At 27.6% G+C, this 16,946-nt stretch carries 16 protein-coding genes; 14 read left to right on the forward strand and 2 right to left on the reverse strand.

Annotated features, from left to right (window positions below):
• Position 1: 1 nt before the first annotated feature.
• From ftsA to ETU10_RS05800, 13 genes are all read left to right on the forward strand, one after another.
• A complete protein-coding gene (ftsA, locus tag ETU10_RS05740; protein ID WP_146310832.1) occupies positions 2 to 1,360 on the forward strand; it encodes a cell division protein FtsA in 1,359 nt (452 codons plus the stop codon).
• Between the two features lie 13 nt (positions 1,361 to 1,373).
• A complete protein-coding gene (gene ftsZ / locus ETU10_RS05745) occupies positions 1,374 to 3,128 on the forward strand; it encodes a cell division protein FtsZ (protein ID WP_146310570.1) in 1,755 nt (584 codons plus the stop codon).
• A gap of 9 nt (positions 3,129 to 3,137) precedes the next feature.
• Complete coding sequence (locus tag ETU10_RS05750; protein WP_146310572.1) at positions 3,138 to 3,584, forward strand: GatB/YqeY domain-containing protein; 447 nt, start codon at positions 3,138 to 3,140, stop codon at positions 3,582 to 3,584.
• An 88-nt stretch (positions 3,585 to 3,672) separates the two neighbouring features.
• The gene (locus ETU10_RS05755) at positions 3,673 to 5,802 is read left to right on the forward strand and encodes a Tex family protein (RefSeq protein ID WP_146310574.1); all 2,130 of its coding nucleotides are present in this window, start codon (positions 3,673 to 3,675) and stop codon (positions 5,800 to 5,802) included.
• A gap of 93 nt (positions 5,803 to 5,895) precedes the next feature.
• Complete coding sequence (locus ETU10_RS05760; protein WP_146310576.1) at positions 5,896 to 6,390, forward strand: acyl-CoA thioesterase; 495 nt, start codon at positions 5,896 to 5,898, stop codon at positions 6,388 to 6,390.
• Positions 6,391 to 6,945: a dTDP-4-dehydrorhamnose 3,5-epimerase gene (rfbC, locus tag ETU10_RS05765; RefSeq protein WP_146310577.1), complete on the forward strand. Its 555-nt coding sequence runs from the start codon at positions 6,391 to 6,393 to the stop codon at positions 6,943 to 6,945.
• A complete protein-coding gene (gene rfbD / locus ETU10_RS05770; protein WP_146310579.1) occupies positions 6,942 to 7,790 on the forward strand; it encodes a dTDP-4-dehydrorhamnose reductase in 849 nt (282 codons plus the stop codon). The genes rfbC and rfbD overlap by 4 nt, the downstream gene beginning before the upstream one ends.
• Positions 7,791 to 7,800: 10 nt before the next feature.
• Positions 7,801 to 8,847, forward strand: coding sequence for an acyltransferase family protein (locus ETU10_RS05775; RefSeq protein WP_146310581.1), 1,047 nt, complete (start codon positions 7,801 to 7,803; stop codon positions 8,845 to 8,847).
• On the forward strand, positions 8,840 to 10,150 hold the full coding sequence (locus ETU10_RS05780; protein ID WP_146310583.1) for a flippase: 1,311 nt from the start codon (positions 8,840 to 8,842) through the stop codon (positions 10,148 to 10,150). Before ETU10_RS05775 ends, ETU10_RS05780 begins: the two co-directional genes overlap by 8 nt.
• A 5-nt stretch (positions 10,151 to 10,155) precedes the next feature.
• Positions 10,156 to 11,256, forward strand: coding sequence for a UDP-galactopyranose mutase (glf, locus tag ETU10_RS05785; RefSeq protein ID WP_146310585.1), 1,101 nt, complete (start codon positions 10,156 to 10,158; stop codon positions 11,254 to 11,256).
• Positions 11,249 to 12,286: a hypothetical protein gene (locus ETU10_RS05790; protein ID WP_146310586.1), complete on the forward strand. Its 1,038-nt coding sequence runs from the start codon at positions 11,249 to 11,251 to the stop codon at positions 12,284 to 12,286. The genes glf and ETU10_RS05790 overlap by 8 nt, the downstream gene beginning before the upstream one ends.
• 128 nt (positions 12,287 to 12,414) lie before the next feature.
• Positions 12,415 to 13,395, forward strand: coding sequence for a glycosyltransferase (locus ETU10_RS05795; protein WP_146310588.1), 981 nt, complete (start codon positions 12,415 to 12,417; stop codon positions 13,393 to 13,395).
• Between the two features lie 73 nt (positions 13,396 to 13,468).
• Positions 13,469 to 14,134 (forward strand): acyltransferase, encoded by a 666-nt coding sequence (locus ETU10_RS05800; RefSeq protein WP_146310590.1) that lies wholly within the window; start codon positions 13,469 to 13,471, stop codon positions 14,132 to 14,134.
• A gap of 9 nt (positions 14,135 to 14,143) precedes the next feature.
• Here the strand turns inward: ETU10_RS05800 and ETU10_RS05805 are convergent, their stop codons facing one another.
• Both ETU10_RS05805 and ETU10_RS05810 read right to left on the reverse strand, forming a co-directional pair.
• The gene (locus tag ETU10_RS05805) at positions 14,144 to 14,701 is read right to left on the reverse strand and encodes an SGNH/GDSL hydrolase family protein (RefSeq protein ID WP_246118425.1); all 558 of its coding nucleotides are present in this window, start codon (positions 14,699 to 14,701) and stop codon (positions 14,144 to 14,146) included.
• Positions 14,702 to 14,795: 94 nt separating this feature from the next.
• Complete coding sequence (locus ETU10_RS05810; protein WP_146310594.1) at positions 14,796 to 15,632, reverse strand: glycosyltransferase family 2 protein; 837 nt, start codon at positions 15,630 to 15,632, stop codon at positions 14,796 to 14,798.
• A gap of 394 nt (positions 15,633 to 16,026) precedes the next feature.
• Between ETU10_RS05810 and ETU10_RS05815 the strand changes: the two genes are divergently transcribed.
• The gene (locus tag ETU10_RS05815; RefSeq protein ID WP_146310596.1) at positions 16,027 to 16,935 is read left to right on the forward strand and encodes an O-antigen ligase family protein; all 909 of its coding nucleotides are present in this window, start codon (positions 16,027 to 16,029) and stop codon (positions 16,933 to 16,935) included.
• Positions 16,936 to 16,946: the final 11 nt, after the last annotated feature.

A 16,946-nucleotide genomic window follows, 5' to 3' on the forward strand; every position in this document is an offset into this window, starting at 1 on the left:
TATGGATACGAATAAAATTGCAGTAGGTTTAGATATAGGTACAACAAAAATTGTAGCTATTGTTGGGCAAAAGAATGAGCATGGAAAACTAGAGATTTTAGGAATGGGAAGATCTAAAAGTCTAGGCGTTCATCGTGGAGTTGTTAATAACATAACTCAAACCATTGAATCAATAAAAAAAGCAGTAAGCGAAGCTGAAAAGGCAGCTAATTATAAGATCACAGATGTAACGGTAGGTATTGCGGGTCAACATATAAGAAGTTTACAACACAGTGATTATATATCACGTTCAAATTTTGAAGATGTAATTGACGATGTAGATATTGATAAATTAAAAGATCAAGTGCATAAATTGGTAATGTTGCCGGGGGAGGAAATTATTCATGTATTACCACAAGAATACAAAGTTGATTCTCAATCAGAAATAATTGAACCAAGAGGGTTTCATGGAAGTCGTTTAGAAGCAAATTTTCATGTTGTAGTAGGGCAGATATCATTAATGAGAAATATTGCAAGATGCGTAAAGGAAGCCGGACTTAATTTAATTGGGATCACATTAGAGCCCTTAGCCTCCTCAGATGCCGTATTAAGTCAAGAAGAAAAAGAGGCAGGAGTTGCATTAATAGATGTTGGAGGAGGAACTACAGATATAGCTGTTTTTAAAGATAATATAATAAGGCATACAGCCGTTATACCCTTTGGAGGGAATGTAATAACAGATGACATTAAAACCGGTTGTTCAATCATTGAACGTCAAGCAGAAATACTTAAAGTTAAGTATGGATCTGCCTGGCCATCTGAAAATAAAGAAATTGAAGTAATTAGCATTCCAGGACTCCATGGGAGAGAGCCTAAGGAAATTACAGTAAAAAAACTTTCTCAAATTATCCATGCAAGGGTTGAAGAAATTATTTCTTTATCATATTTAGAACTTAGGAATTATGGATGTGAGGAACAAAAGAAAAAGTTAATAGCAGGAATAGTAATGACTGGAGGAGGTTCTAAATTGAAACATCTAAGACAATTAACGGAATATACAACAGGCATGGATGTACGTATAGGTTATTGTAACGAGCATTTAGCCAGTGGTCAGCCTAAAGAATTAGCGAGCCCGGAATATGCAACGGCAATAGGTCTTTTAATGACAGGTTTAAACAATTTAGAAAATTATAAAAATAAATTTAATTCTACCCAAGAAAAAGAAACTCAACCTAAAGTTGAAACAAAAAAGGAAAGTGTAGAAACAGAGAAAAAAATAAAAGAAATTTCTCAAAAAGAAGAAAAGAAAAAAGAAAAAAAGAAGTCCATATTTTCAACCTTTCAAGAGAAATTTATAAAATATATTAACGATACTGAATAAATAAAAGAATCAAATGGAGAATAACGATAGCAAAAAATTATTTTTTGAATTACCAAAAAACAGACCTTCTGCTATTAAAGTAATTGGAGTTGGTGGAGGAGGAAATAATGCCGTAGGATATATGTATGACCAAGGAATTACAGGAGTAGATTTTATTATATGTAACACAGATGCTCAAGCGCTGATAAATAATCCTATCCCGAATAAAATTCAATTGGGTACAACCATTACCGAAGGATTAGGAGCAGGAGCAAACCCAGAAGTGGGTGAACAAGCCGCTCTAGAAAGTGTAGACGATATCAAGAATGCCTTAGGAGAACAAACCAAAATGGTATTTGTAACAGCAGGAATGGGAGGAGGAACCGGTACGGGGGCCGCACCCATTATTGCAGGTATTGCTAAAGAAATGGGTATTTTGACTGTAGGAATAGTTACTATACCATTTTCTTTTGAAGGAAAAAGTAGATTAGAGCAAGCCGAAAAAGGATTAGAAAAAATACGAAAATCAGTAGATTCCCTAATTGTAGTAAAAAATGATAAATTGAGAGAACTATATGGGAATTTAGGTTATAGATCAGGTTTTTCTAAATCGAATGAAGTATTAAGTACTGCTGCTAAAGGAATAGCAGAAGTTATTACCAAAAACTATTCTATAAATATTGATTTAAGGGACGCAAAAACTGTTCTAGCTAATAGTGGAACAGCAATTATGGGTTCAGCCATTGCATCAGGGCCTAACAAAGCTCAAGAAGCAATTATGACTGCCTTAGATTCTCCATTATTAAATGATAATAAAATAACAGGAGCGAAAAATGTATTACTATTAATTGTTTCAGGAGAAGATGAGATAACTGTAGATGAGATAGGAATCATAAATGATCATATTCAATCAGAAGCAGGAAATAATACCAATATTATTATGGGGATTGGTGAAGATGAAAATTTAGGAGATAATATTAGTGTTACAGTTATAGCTACAGGATTTCCTGTAGATGATGAAAGAAATAGTGGAAAAGAAAAAGAAAGAATAATACATACGCTAACGGATGATGGTTTACAAGATAGAGTATTTAATATATCAAAAAAAAATGATATAAAAATCCAACAAGAAAAAACCGATGAAGAACCTAGACTAAAATCTTATGTTTACGAAAATGAAGCATTGAATACAAACAATGATTCGTTTGTACAAAAAATTATCACATTAGAGGAGGAAGAGGAACTAACATCTTTTGGAATATCCAATAAACCAGAAATAATTGCACCTACTTACTCTACAGATAGTAATATTAGGATAATAAGTAGAGATGAAAGTAAATCGGGAGCAGATTTAAACCAGATTAAGCCTGTAAACAAAGAGCAAACAAACGTACAGGAAACTAAAACCAATAATTCATTAGGTAATCAGTCAACCATATTTACGTTAGACGAAGTCGAAAATTTTGCTCAAAAAGTAGAAAACACGAACGAAGGAATATCTTCCTTAGTTGAAACAAATACTAATGAAAATGAAGATAATTCCTTAGCGGAATTAATGGACAAGAAAATTCAAGAAAGAAGAGCAAGATTAAAAAAATTAAACAGTAAGTTTCAAGGATTAAATAAGCAAAATGTAGATGAGGTTGAACGAGTTCCGGCCTATCTGAGACAAGGAATTAATTTAGATAATAGAATAGAATCAGAAGATGAATCAGAGATTTATTTTAATAAAAGCTCAAATGAAATAAAGATTCGTCCAAACAATTTTTTTCATGATAATGTAGATTAAATAAAAAATATGAGTTTAGAAACTAAAATTATGGATGCAATGAAAGCAGCCATGAAAGAAAAAGATAAAGTTGCATTAGAATCATTAAGAGCTATAAAGTCACAACTATTACTTTTAAAAACAGGAGGAGGGGACGGAGAAGTAACCGAGGAGCAAGAAGTACTCCTACTACAAAGATTAGTGAAGCAAAGAAAGGAAGCCTACGAACAATTCGTAGCCAATAATAGACAAGAACTGGCAGATAATGAGATAGCTCAAGCAAAAGTTATAGAGCAATTTTTGCCTAAGCAATTAACGCCAGAAGAATTAGAAAATGAAATTCGATCAATTATTGAAGAAGTAGGAGCAAAAGATATCAAAGATCTAGGCAAAGTTATGGGAGTAGCCTCCAAAAAATTACAAGGTAAAGCAGAAGGAAAACTAATTTCTCAAACTGTCAAAAATTTATTAGCTTAAAATAAGTTGAACGTTTAATTAAAAAAGAGCTACTTACTTTAAGTAAGCTCTTTTTTTTTATTATATATCTATATAATTTATAACTCAAATGAATAAAATTTCCTTCATACAGAAAAAAATAGAACTGCCCACAAAAGCAATTGAAAATACATTAAAATTACTTGATGAGGAGGCTACCATTCCTTTTATTTCAAGATATAGAAAGGAAATGACTGGGAATTTAGATGAAATTCAGATCCAGAAAATTGCTAAGTTAAAAACAGAATTTGAAGATATACAAAAGAGGAAAGAAAGTATCTTAAAGAATATTGATGAACAAGGAGCTTTAAGCCAAGAACTAAATGATAAAATTGTAAACTGTTACGATTTAACCCTTTTAGAGGATTATTATCTTCCTTATAAAAAGAAAAGAAAAACAAGAGCCTCAGTAGCTAAAGAGCAAGGTCTAGAGCCTTTAGCGAAGATTTTAATGAAGCAAAATCCTATAACAGATTTAGAAACTTTAGCCAATAAATATATAAATAAAGAGCTTAACGATGTAGAGAAAGTATTGCAAGGGGCAAGAGATATTATGGCAGAATGGATGAACGAAAATGAAAAGATTCGTGCATACTTAAGAAAACTTTTTAAACAAACGGCAATAATTGAATCTGCAATTGTTAAAAATAAAGAAAACGAAGAAGAAGCAAAGAAATATCTAAATTATTTTGAATTTTCAGAACCATTAAAGAGATCTCCCTCCCACCGTATATTAGCGATGATGAGAGGAGAAAATGAAGGTTTTTTAAGAGTTAAGATAAAAGTTGATAAAGAGCAAGCAATAGAAATTATTGAGAGAAATATTCTAAAAACCAGCCAAAAAGAAATAAAGAAACAAATTAACTTAGCCATTAAGGATTCATTTTCACGATTGTTAGAACCAGCGCTAAGCAATGAAATTATGCAAGATGCAAAATTGCAAGCAGATAAGGTTTCAATACAAGTTTTCTCAGCCAATTTGCAACAACTTTTGTTACAACCACCATTAGGTGAAAAAAGAATTTTAGCTATAGACCCCGGATACAAATCCGGATGTAAGATCGTTTGTTTAAGTGAACAAGGAGAACTTTTACATAACGATACTGTTTATCCACATGCCCCACAAAGAGAAACGAAAGAATCAATAAAAAAAATTAAGTCACTCATTAATGCTTATAAAATTGATGCAATATCTATTGGAAATGGAACAGCATCCAGAGAAACCGAACGTTTAATTCAATCCATAGCTTTTGATCGTCCTTTAAAAGTATTTGTGGTAAATGAAGCCGGAGCTTCAGTCTATTCCGCATCCAAATTAGCGAGAGAGGAATTCCCCAATTATGATGTAACGGTTCGAGGTGCTGTGTCTATAGGAAGAAGATTGTCAGATCCATTGGCAGAGCTTGTTAAAATTGATCCTAAATCTATAGGTGTAGGACAATATCAACATGACGTAGATCAAACATTGTTAAAAAATGAGTTAGATATAGTTGTTATGTCTTGCGTAAACAATGTAGGAGTAAACTTAAACACTGCTAGTAAATCGTTACTATCCTATGTATCCGGAATAGGTGAAAAGTTAGCTGAAAATATCATAAAATATAGAACTGAAAAAGGATTGTTTACTCAAAGAGAAGAATTAAAAAAAATCCCTCGTTTAGGAGACAAGGCGTTTCAACAATCTTCTGCTTTTTTAAGAATACCAAATGCAAAAAATCCTTTAGATAACTCAGCCGTGCATCCCGAAAGTTATCCTATTGTAGAACAAATGGCTAAAGATTTAGGTCTGAAAGTAGAGAATTTAGTTTGCAATTCAGAAGAAATAAAAAAAATAAAATTAGATAAATATATAACTTCAGAAGTAGGGTTACCAACTTTAAAAGATATTATCAAAGAATTAGAAAAGCCAGGATTAGATCCCCGAAAAAAATCACAAATTTTCACTTTTGACTCAACATTAAAAACCATAGATGATCTAAAAATAGGTATGAAAGTACCGGGTATAATCAATAATATAACAAATTTTGGATGTTTTGTAGATATAGGAATTAAAGAAAGTGGGTTGGTCCATATCTCTAAAGTTGCCAAGGAATTTGTTACAGACATTAATACGGTGGTTCATCTTAATCAAACAGTGGAAGTGAAAATAATTGAAGTAGATATAGATAGAAAAAGAATTCAGCTATCCATGATTGATTAAAACACTAGTAAACTATTAAATTACCAATGCAAACCTTTAGAATATAAAATTCAATTCAATAAAAACAATTACCTTTGTATAAATTTTACAAATATGTTGGTGAAAGAACCTGAATCCATTCATAAAATTAGATTTATGGATTGTGATCCTATTGGGCATTTATCAAATATACGTTATTTTGATTATATGCTTAATGCAAGAGAAGATCACTGTTTAGAAAATTATCAAATAGATAATTATGAACAGTCTAAAAAAACAGGTTGTTTATGGGTGGTTTTACAAAATCAAATTGCTTATATCAAGGAGGTTAAATTTAACCAGCAGATAAAGATAACGAGTAAAATCATTAAGTATTCAGACAAAACAAATACAGTGGAAATTTTAATGTATGACAAAGAAAAAAAAATGATTCATGCTGTGTTATGGTTAACATTAATCTATTTTAATCTAAAAACCAGAAAATCTGAAGAACAACCCCACAATATTATAAATCTATTTGAAGATTTAAAGGTAAATATACTTGAAGATTCTTTCGAAAATAGAGTAAGTACATTTCATAATCAAAACAAAGAAATTCAAACAATATAAATGAAAGTAGTTGAAACTGAATTAAAAGGTTGTTTTATTATTGAACCTAAGGTTTATGAAGACTCTAGAGGTTTTTTTATGGAAACATACAATTTAAAATCTTTTCAAGAACAAATCGGATATAAACCAGAATTTGTTCAAGACAACCTCTCTAAATCAAGTTTTGGAGTGATTAGAGGATTGCATCAGCAACTTCCACCGTTCGCACAAGCGAAACTAGTATATGTGTTAGAGGGGAAAGTTTTAGATGTAGCTGTAGATGTACGTGAAAATTCAGAAACTTACGGTCAGCATATTGCCGTTGAACTATCTTCAGAAAATAAAAAACAACTGTTTATTCCTAAAGGATTTTTGCATGGATTTTCTGTGCTATCTGAAACAGTTATATTTGCTTATAAATGTGAAGGTTTTTACAATAAAGAAAGTGAATTTGGTATCAATCCCCTAGATGAAACTTTAAATATTAATTGGGGTATTGAAAAAGGGAAAGAGATTCTTTCTGATAAAGATAGAACTTCTATTTCTTTTAATCAATTAACGAATAAGAATTTATGAAAAGAATATTGGTTACCGGAGGAGATGGTCAATTAGGAATGTCTTTAAGACAAAAAATAAAGGAAAAACCTCTAACAGATTGTGCTTTTGTTTTTACCGATATTCAAGAACTAGATATAATGGATGAAATGTTTGTGAAAACATATTTCTATTCCAATAAGTTTGATTATATAATCAATTGTGCAGCATATACAGCGGTAGATAAAGCAGAAGAGAATAAAGAAATAGCTGAAAATCTTAATACCCATGCGGTAAAATATTTGGCACAAGCGAGTGCGTCTCAAAAAGCTACATTGATACAAATTTCAACAGATTATGTTTTCTCGGGAGATGAATCAACTCCAAGAAAAGAAGATGACCCAGTTAATCCTTTAGGTATTTATGGGTTAACTAAATTGGAAGGTGAAAAGATGGCTCAAAAATATAATTCCAAGCATTATATTTTAAGAACTGCTTGGTTATATTCTCCGTATGGTCACAATTTTGTGAAAACAATGTTGAATTTATTTGATCAAAAAAAAGAAATAAGTGTAGTTAACGATCAAATAGGTTCCCCTACCAATGCGCTAGATTTAGCTGAAACTATTCTTACCATCATACAAAATGATATAGAAGCCTATGGGATTTATCATTATTCTAACGAAGGAGAATGTAGTTGGTTTCAGTTTGCGGAAGAAATAAAAAAAATAAGCAATTCTCAAATTAGTATTCTGCCAGTTTCTACAGATGAATATAAAACTCCTGCTAAAAGACCTAAGTATAGTTTATTAGATAAAACTAAGATTAAGACGACTTTTGGTGTTTCAATCCCCAATTGGAAAGAGAGTTTAAGGAATTATTTTTAATTTATACTTTATGAAAAATATAAATTATATTAGCTATATGAAGTGCTTTTTGTTGCTAGGAATGTTATTTGGGCATGTTTTAGCATTTGTTTATAATAAAGACGTATATTTAATAGATGATTTTAAAGGAACTAAATATATAGCTTTTATAGCTGAATTTTTACACTTAATTACATTTTCAGGATATTTTTTTTGTTTTGGTTTTTTATGCAATATTATATATTTTAACGCATCTAATTTACAGCAAGTAAGAAAAAAAATCTTCAATAGTGCGATTAAAATGCTTATAGGATATTATATTTCAGCATTTTCTTATAGATTTTTTATTCATCCAGGTATAAAAAATACTGATGTAGTTAATATTTTAACTCTGAAAGATATACCAGGACTTTCTGAATTCATATTAGCTTATTTTGGCTTGATGTTAATTATTTTAATATTTTTTCCTTGGATTAGAAAAATATCTAAATTAAATGTCAACTATATAATCCTATTTTCAATTTTGTTATTTTCTTTATCCTATATTATCCCCTATGATAAAATAGGTCCTAGATTAGGTTTATATTTAGGATCTACAAAATATTCATTATTTCCAATTTTACTTTATTTTCCATATTTTTTATTAGGAGTATATTTTTCAAAAAGTAAAAAAATAAAACAGAATATTTTTATTATAATTTTCCTAATCTTTGGAACAGCTATTTATATAGCTTATTTCTATAATAAAGGGGTTTCACCAACTAGATTTCCTCCTAGATTTGAATGGTTAGTAGGAGCAATGTTTTTTGTTTATATATATTATGTGATATCTATTTGTCTTGACCAATGGATTGTCAAGAATAATAATTATAATATGAAGAATTTATCTAATTTTGCCATATTATTAGGACAAAATACATTTTTTTATCTTATACTAAGTAATATATTTCTTTTTGCATATGATTCTATTTTTGAAAAGCAGAATATATTTAATACAATAATAATATATCTAATTGTAATATTTGTACCCTATTATCTATTAATAATAGCTAGACCTATAAAAAGGATTCATGAATAAACATGGACTTTTTAAAAATATTGCATCATTAGGTGTAGTGCAGGTAGCAAATCTTATTCTACCATTAATATCAATTCCCATAATTTCTAGAATAATTGGTCCAGATAAGTTTGGAGTTGTAAACTATGCAGCTACTTTTATTGGGTATTTTACCTTATTGATTGATTATGGGTTCAATTTAACAGCAACCAGAAGGGTAGCTAAAGATCCTAATAATAAAGAACTAAGAGATTTAGTCTTTAGTGAAGTATTATATGCGAAAATATTTTTATTTTTAATATCAATTGTATTATTCATACCCTGCGTACTATTTTTTGAACCACTTTATTTAGAAAAGAAAGTCGCTGTATTTACTTTTTTAACATGCATAGCGTCTTTATTATCTCAGAATTGGTTTTTTCAAGCAATGCAAGATCTTTCAAAAGTAGCCGTGTTGAATTTCCTGTCTAAATTGTTATTTACCATTTTTGTATTATTATTAGTAAGGCAAAAACAAGATTATATATGTATGCCTTTGATTACAAGCTTAGTAGCAATTTTAGTTGGATGGATTTCGTATTATTGGGGAATAAGAAAATACAATATAATTCTTAGAAGGATATCTTTAAAAAAGATCTTTAATTTACTAAATAGAGAAAAGACAATTTTCTTTTCAACAGTTGTTATAAATTTATATACAGCAACGAATATTGTTGTATTAGGAATAATGCAGAGTGAAGAATCGGTAGGTTATTACACCGCTGCACAAAAATTAATATTAATATCAATAGGTGTTATAAATATACCCTTGGCACAAGCCTTTTACCCATATATAGGAAAGGCTTTTGGAAAAAGTAAAGAAGAAGGTTTGCAAACCACTCAAAAAATATTTCCATGGGTGATAATTTTAACAAGTATTTCAGGGGTTATTATGTATTTATTTGCTGGCATTGGGATTAACATTTTATATGGGAAAGATTTTAAACCTTCTATTCATGTATTTAGAGTACTTACTCTAGTACCTTTACTGATAGCAATAAGTAATTCATTTGGGATACAAATTATGATGAATTTAAACATGGATAAATTATTTTTCCGTATTACAAGTTCTGGAGCTTTACTTGGACTAGTTTTAAATGTAGTAATGATAAAATGGTTAGGCTATATAGGCACAGCATGGAATTGGCTATTAGTAGAGTTATATATTACAATAACTATGTATGTAATGTTAAAAAAACAGGGAATTAATCCAATCAGTTGGAAAGAATTTAATTTAATACGATTAAAGCATTATATTCAATTAATGTTTAATAAAGCTAAATAATAAGGATGAAAAAATATTTAATTGTTGGATGTGGTTTTTCAGGAGCTGTTGTAGCAGAACAATTAACAAAAAATGAAAATTGTAAAGTTTTGATTATTGATGAAAGGTCTCATATAGGTGGAAACTGCTATAGTGAAAGAGATCCGAATACAAATGTAATGGTTCACAAATATGGACCACACATTTTTAATACGTCTAATCAAGAAGTTTGGGAATATATAACAAATTTTTGTGACATGATTCCATTTATTAACAGAGTTAAAACTGTTTATGATGGTCAAATATTTTCAATGCCTATTAATTTACATACGATCAATCAATTTTTCAATAAGAATTTTAATCCTAAAGAGGCAGAAGAATTTATTGAAAAACAAGCAGACAAATCTATATCCGAGCCTGAGAATTTTGAAGAGCAAGCATTAAAATTTATCGGTAAAGATCTTTACCAAGCCTTTTTTTACGGGTATACAAAAAAACAATGGGGTTGTAAACCTAAAGACCTTCCTGCTTCTATACTAAAGCGATTACCAGTAAGATTTAGCTATGAAGATAATTATTATTCCAATATTTATCAAGGAATACCTAGAAACGGATATACAGAAATTTTTAGAAAAATGTTGTCACATCCTAATATAGAAATAAAATTACAAACAAAGTTTAATGAAAGTTTTAATATAGATAATTTTGAGCATATTTATTATACAGGTCCTATAGATGCATTTTTTAATTACAAATACGGCAGGTTAGGTTATCGTACCGTATATTTTGAAAGAGGAGAAGAAATTGGAGATTTTCAAGGAAATGCAGTTATAAATTATGCAGAAGAAAATGTACCCTATACAAGAGTTCATGAGCATAAGCATTTTACTCCATGGGAAAAACATGAGAAAACAGTCTATTTTAAAGAATTCAGTAAGGAAACTAATGAAAATGATGAACCCTACTATCCTAAAAGATTGGAAGAAGATTTAGAAAAGTTAGAATTATATCAAAGAGAAGTTAATAAATTAAAGAAATATACATTTCTAGGAAGATTAGCAACTTATAGATACCTAAATATGGATCAAGTAATTCAAGAAGCTTTAAATATTGTTAAGAATGATTAAAATAGATTCAGAAACTCAAATTTATGTTTATTGCCCTGAAAACATTGTTACAGGTGGCACAGAGTTATTGCATCAGCTGGTTGATTATTTAAATAAATTAGAGCTAAAAGCTTATATTGTTTATATAGATGCTAAATATCATCAACCGATAAATACAAATGTTCCAGAAGCATTTTTAAAGTATAATGTAATTAGTACGTGTTTAATTGGTGATACACAAAAAAATGTAGTAATTTTACCTGAAATTTTATTCGATATATCTTTGAAATTTAATAATGTTCAGTTAATGTTTTGGTGGCTAAGTGTAGACAATTATTTTAAAAGTTCAGCTAATTATTTAGATTTAATAAGATGGAGATTTAATGAGGGATTATTTCTAATATTAAAAAAAATTTATAAAAAGCTTTTTACTAAACAAAAATTATTCACAGTTTCAATTAGTAATATTAAAGATAGAGCAAACTTTAATTGCTATCAATCTATATATGCAAATTATTTTTTATTAAAAAATAATTTTCCAAATGTTATCTCTCTCTCAGATTATATAAATACAGAATTTATTAGATCTGATAATGATATAATTATAGATAGAGAGAATAAAGTACTATATAATCCAGCAAAAGGATTAAGGTTTACAAAAAAAATAATAAAAAAAATGCCACATATAGAGTGGGTCCCATTAAAAGGATTGACACCCTCTGAGTTAGTTAAGCATTTTAAAACAAGTAAGTTATATATAGATTTTGGAAACCATCCTGGGAAAGATAGAATACCAAGGGAGGCAGCCATAAATGGTTGTGCGATTTTAACAAATAGAAGAGGTTCTGCTAATTTCTATGAAGATTTACCTATAGATAAAAATTATAAGATAAAAGATAAAAATTTATCAGTCATTATAAATAAAATTCAATCAATTATTGATAATTACGATTCTATCATTGATGATTTTAAGTTATATAAGAAAAAAATATTTGAGGAAAAAGATGTATTCATTAAAGATATAGAATTAATATTCAAACAACAGAAGTGAAAATATAATTTTTTAAAAAAATGATTATTCTTTAAATTAGAATGAATTTATATTAATTAAATGAATTTATTTAAATTTTACAATTATTATAATAATTAATAAGAGCTTAATTAATATGAGAAATAATTATGATTAAAGTAATTACAGTAGTTGTAACATACAATAGATTGGAATTACTGAAAAAATGTATTAAAAATTTAAAAGATCAAACCTATAAAACTGATATACTTATAATAAATAATGGAAGCACTGATTTAACAAATAGTTGGCTTTCAGAATTAGATGGTGTATCTGTTATAAACCAATCGAATGAAGGAGGTGCTGGAGGTTATTATAGAGGAATTAAAGAAACATTTAATTCTAATTATGATTGGATTTGGCTAATGGATGACGATGCTTTTCCAGAAAAAAATTGTTTAAGCACGTTAATTAAATACAATCAGCAAGCAGATGTTATTGCACCATTAGTAATTGAAGGTAATAAAATAAATAATCTACATAGAGGTAGGATTAATTTAGATAAAATCAATTTTCCTTTTTTTCATAAACCTATTGAAAATTCTGAAATATTATCTAATGAAAATAATATAATTCCTATTGATTTTACCTCTTTTATAGGTATGCTGATTCGAAAGGATATTATTAATAAAATAGGCTTTCCTAATAAAGATTATTTTATGTTTAATGATGACGTTGAGTATTCTTTAAGAATAAAACAGCATCAATTAAAAATAATACTTGTTAAAAATGCTTGTATATATCATAAAAAGTATAGTGATAAGACATTTAAACTTGATGAATATAAAAACAATCTAAATATATCCAAACCATCTCTTTTTAAAAAGTATAAAAGTGAGGATATTATTCCCTATTTCTTTATATTAGGTTTTCGTAATTCTATAATAAATATTCTTAAATACGGGAATAGAAAAAAAATCAATATAATAATGATAATTTATCATTTTTTTAAAGAAAGTATGAAATCTATTTTCATTTACAAAAAGGGGATTAGATCTGTTTGCATATTATACATTTCGCTTATGCAAGGGTTGAAAAATATTATCGATAATAATATGTTAAAAGAATTTTATAAAGACCGAAATTTATGAATATATTCGTATTGTATATTAAATTAAAAGAATAGGTTATTAAAAAAGTTAAATAAACTAACGTTTTAAATCAATGTTACAGTACCTTTTAAAAAAATTTGGAAAAAAGTATACGATAGATTCGGAAATCCCTAAAAGTAGAATTAGAAAGGAAATTTATAATAGAGGGATAATGTTGCTAAGGGGTATTTTGAGAACTAGAAAAATTATTTTTTTAGGTAAAAATGTTTCAATTAATAATAAATCTAATATTAACTTTGGAAAAGGCACTGTTATAGAAAACTATTGTAAAATAGATGGATATGCTAAGGAAAAAATTCAATTTGGAGAATCTAGCAAATTAGGTTCATATTCAATTTTAACAGTTACTAGCCATTTATCAAAGTATGGTAGAGGATTTAAAATTGGTAATAATTCCGCAATGGGCGAGTTCTGCCATATTGGAGCTTCAGGAGGGGTATATATTGGGAATAATGTTATTATGGGGCAATATATAAGTTTTCATTCCGAAAATCATATCTTCATTGATTCCAATAAAGATATAGTAAATCAAGGTGTAACTTCCAAGGGAATAAATTTAGGAAATAATATTTGGGTTGGATCAAAGGTGACTTTTTTAGATGGAGCAAAAGTAGGTAATAATTGTGTTATCGCAGCCGGAGCAATTGTGAATAAGGAATTTCCTTGTGATTGTGTTATTGGGGGAGTTCCAGCTAAAGTTATTAAATATTTAAGGTAATACTAATTGTTATAAAGGTATTGCTTGAAAAATTGTTTCAGCAATTCTTTGCATTCCTAAATCATTGGGATGCGCAGCAACACCATTAGCTATGCTTCCACCTTCAATGATAGTATGCAACTTACCATCATCTCCAAAGACTTGTGTATTAATTGTACTTTTATTTTCATCAATGTCTAGGTGACTTAAACTAACCCATATACAATTTTCTTTAAGAGCTGCATTTTTTTGTTTTTCATCTTTTAGATCATTTTTCCAAAAATTCCCAGTTACCATAATTAATGCATTAGGAGATTTTACTTTTATATATTTAATCAAAGAAATAAAATCATATTCATAATGAGACATTGTTTTAGAATCATTTGATACGTTTTCTCCTAATCTGATTATAATTAAATCAATATCATCTTTTAAGTATGGATTGAAATTAGATTTGTCATAATTATTAAGATTAATTTCCCAACTTGAATCACCAGAAACATTCATAGTTAAAAACTTTCCCTTACGTTGATAAAGCAATTTTTGTAATATATGTACATAATCTTTATCCCTTCTAGAAGAAGCCATTCCCCAATCTCCCCACCAATAAGAACAAATGCCGTGTTTAGTTATTGAATTCCCAATAATTAAAACTTTATAATTATAGTCGTCTGTTGAATCATCATGAGAGCAATTTATAAAAAAAAAAGGAAAGTAATATTATATTAATATGGCGTATATTTTTCATTTTTTTAATTATTAAATTCAAATTTAATAATTTTTTTGAAATAAATCGTTCAAATATAGGCATATTTTTATCGCAATAAGTTTTTAGGCTTGAGATTAGTAATTTATTTCTTTCTGAATTAAACCCTCCAAAGTGGATATAAGTAGATTTTGGATAGAATACTATTTCATAATTTAAATTCTTGATTTTTTTACAAATATCTATATCCTCTGCATACATAAAATAATCTTCAGTAAAACCTTGAATTTTAGCCCATACGTGATGAGGTATAAGTATAAAAGAGCCCTCAATCCAGTCAACTTTGAAAATTTCATTTTTATTTAAATTTTCTTTTTGATTCAGGTATAAATTTTTTAATTTATAAATATTATTAAAACGTGGGAATCTTCCAGTGGAACATGTATATTCATAATTTTTGTTAAGCATCTGAATTCCTAAAGCACCAATCCAATTATTCTTATTAAGAATATCTATTTCATTATTAAGATTACTATTTAAAATAGTATCATTATTTAAAAGTAGTAAATATTTTCCTTTAGCATTTTTAGATGCTATATTGTTTCCTTTAGCAAAACCTAGGTTATCGTCACTTTCAATTAATATAACGTTTGGAAATTTTTTTTTAATAAATTCAACGCTATCGTCAGTTGATTTATTATCAATAATAATGACTTCATAATCTATAAGTTGCAAATTATTAAAAATTGAATTTAAACATCCTTCTAGGTAGTTAATGCCGTTGTAATTAACAATTATAATTGATAGAGTCATAGACAAATTTATAAATTTTTATAAATTTGCTTAAAATATAAATATGAATTTTTTTTTTGAAGAGTCATTTAAAAATAAATTAACATATCTTCTTATCGTTGGTCTTTTTTTACTCTCATTTATTTTACAAAATATATATATTATTGTTATTTTATTATTGTCAACATTTTATATAGCATGTTATTTTAATAAAAGTAAATTTGAATTTAATTTTTTCTTTATTATATTCATACTTATATTAATTCTTACAATAGGTCTACTAAAGATAAATAATTCTTTATATGATTATATAAAAGATATTTTTTACTTCATAAGACCAATAATATTTTTTATTTTTGGTTATATAGTAGTACAACAAATAGATTTAAAGAGAATAATTAAAATTTTCGTATATATGGCTCTAATCTTTGCAGTCATACATATTATTAGATCTACTAGTTACCTTTTTTGTTTACCATTAAATATAGAAAGTATTAGGGATGCTTTAGGTAGAGGTTATATACTTGAAGTTTTTGGGATATATTTTCTATTATTAAAAGAAAAAAATATCTTCTCCTTTAGTTCTAAATTTAGAATATTATATTCTATAATATTATTAACTTCTACTTTATTGTATTTTTCAAGAATCAATCTACTTATTTTGTTTATTCTTGTCTTATTTTCATTAAAAGAAATTAATTATAAGAAAATTTATTATTTAATAATACCTTTTCTTTATGTAGGATTATTGGTTTCTTTTAATTTTTTTTTAGTAAAAGATAAACTTACAGATAAATCCCAAAGTTCAGGAATTGAAATTTTCATGGATAAAATAAAGTATACAAAAGATGAAGTATTTTATGCGAATGCAGATGCTGATAATGAATCGCTAGAACAATTATATAAGCACTGGAGAGCCTATGAAACAAAGTGTGCTTTAGAGCAAGTAAATAATAAATTATTAGGTAATGGATTTGGATCTTTAGTTGACCTTCATTTAAAAGTATATTTAGGGGGAGAAAAAGTACAGTTTATTCCAGTATTACATAATGGATATGCTTATGTGTATTTTAAAACTGGATTGGTAGGATTGTCATTATATCTGATATTTATAATTATAATTTGTTTAAATTTTAAATTATTTTTTACTAATTATAAATACTTATATTTCTTTCAATTAGGAATAGGTTTAATCATTATATTAACTAGTTTTGTAATTGCTGGAATATATGGGAAAAATGATTTAATTATATTTATCTTAGGAGTTCTGCTTGGAAAACAGGTTTTTATCAAAAATAAATATAAAAATTGTTTATTAGAGTAGATTTAATCAGG

The organism is Apibacter muscae, from assembly GCF_007845595.1.
Classification (GTDB): domain Bacteria; phylum Bacteroidota; class Bacteroidia; order Flavobacteriales; family Weeksellaceae; genus Apibacter; species Apibacter muscae.

Coding starts and splice junctions, on each gene's coding strand:
- ETU10_RS05750 (WP_146310572.1), top strand. CDS start 3,138: ATGAGTTTAGAAACTAAAATTATGGATGCAATGAAAGCAGCCATGAAA.
- ETU10_RS05810 (WP_146310594.1), bottom strand. CDS start 15,632: ATGACTCTATCAATTATAATTGTTAATTACAACGGCATTAACTACCTA.
- ETU10_RS05800 (WP_146310590.1), top strand. CDS start 13,469: ATGTTACAGTACCTTTTAAAAAAATTTGGAAAAAAGTATACGATAGAT.
- rfbD (WP_146310579.1), top strand. CDS start 6,942: ATGAAAAGAATATTGGTTACCGGAGGAGATGGTCAATTAGGAATGTCT.
- ftsA (WP_146310832.1), top strand. CDS start 2: ATGGATACGAATAAAATTGCAGTAGGTTTAGATATAGGTACAACAAAA.
- ETU10_RS05760 (WP_146310576.1), top strand. CDS start 5,896: ATGTTGGTGAAAGAACCTGAATCCATTCATAAAATTAGATTTATGGAT.
- ETU10_RS05755 (WP_146310574.1), top strand. CDS start 3,673: ATGAATAAAATTTCCTTCATACAGAAAAAAATAGAACTGCCCACAAAA.
- ETU10_RS05790 (WP_146310586.1), top strand. CDS start 11,249: ATGATTAAAATAGATTCAGAAACTCAAATTTATGTTTATTGCCCTGAA.
- ETU10_RS05780 (WP_146310583.1), top strand. CDS start 8,840: ATGAATAAACATGGACTTTTTAAAAATATTGCATCATTAGGTGTAGTG.
- ftsZ (WP_146310570.1), top strand. CDS start 1,374: ATGGAGAATAACGATAGCAAAAAATTATTTTTTGAATTACCAAAAAAC.
- ETU10_RS05815 (WP_146310596.1), top strand. CDS start 16,027: ATGGCTCTAATCTTTGCAGTCATACATATTATTAGATCTACTAGTTAC.
- ETU10_RS05795 (WP_146310588.1), top strand. CDS start 12,415: ATGATTAAAGTAATTACAGTAGTTGTAACATACAATAGATTGGAATTA.
- ETU10_RS05775 (WP_146310581.1), top strand. CDS start 7,801: ATGAAAAATATAAATTATATTAGCTATATGAAGTGCTTTTTGTTGCTA.
- rfbC (WP_146310577.1), top strand. CDS start 6,391: ATGAAAGTAGTTGAAACTGAATTAAAAGGTTGTTTTATTATTGAACCT.
- ETU10_RS05805 (WP_246118425.1), bottom strand. CDS start 14,701: ATGGCTTCTTCTAGAAGGGATAAAGATTATGTACATATATTACAAAAA.
- glf (WP_146310585.1), top strand. CDS start 10,156: ATGAAAAAATATTTAATTGTTGGATGTGGTTTTTCAGGAGCTGTTGTA.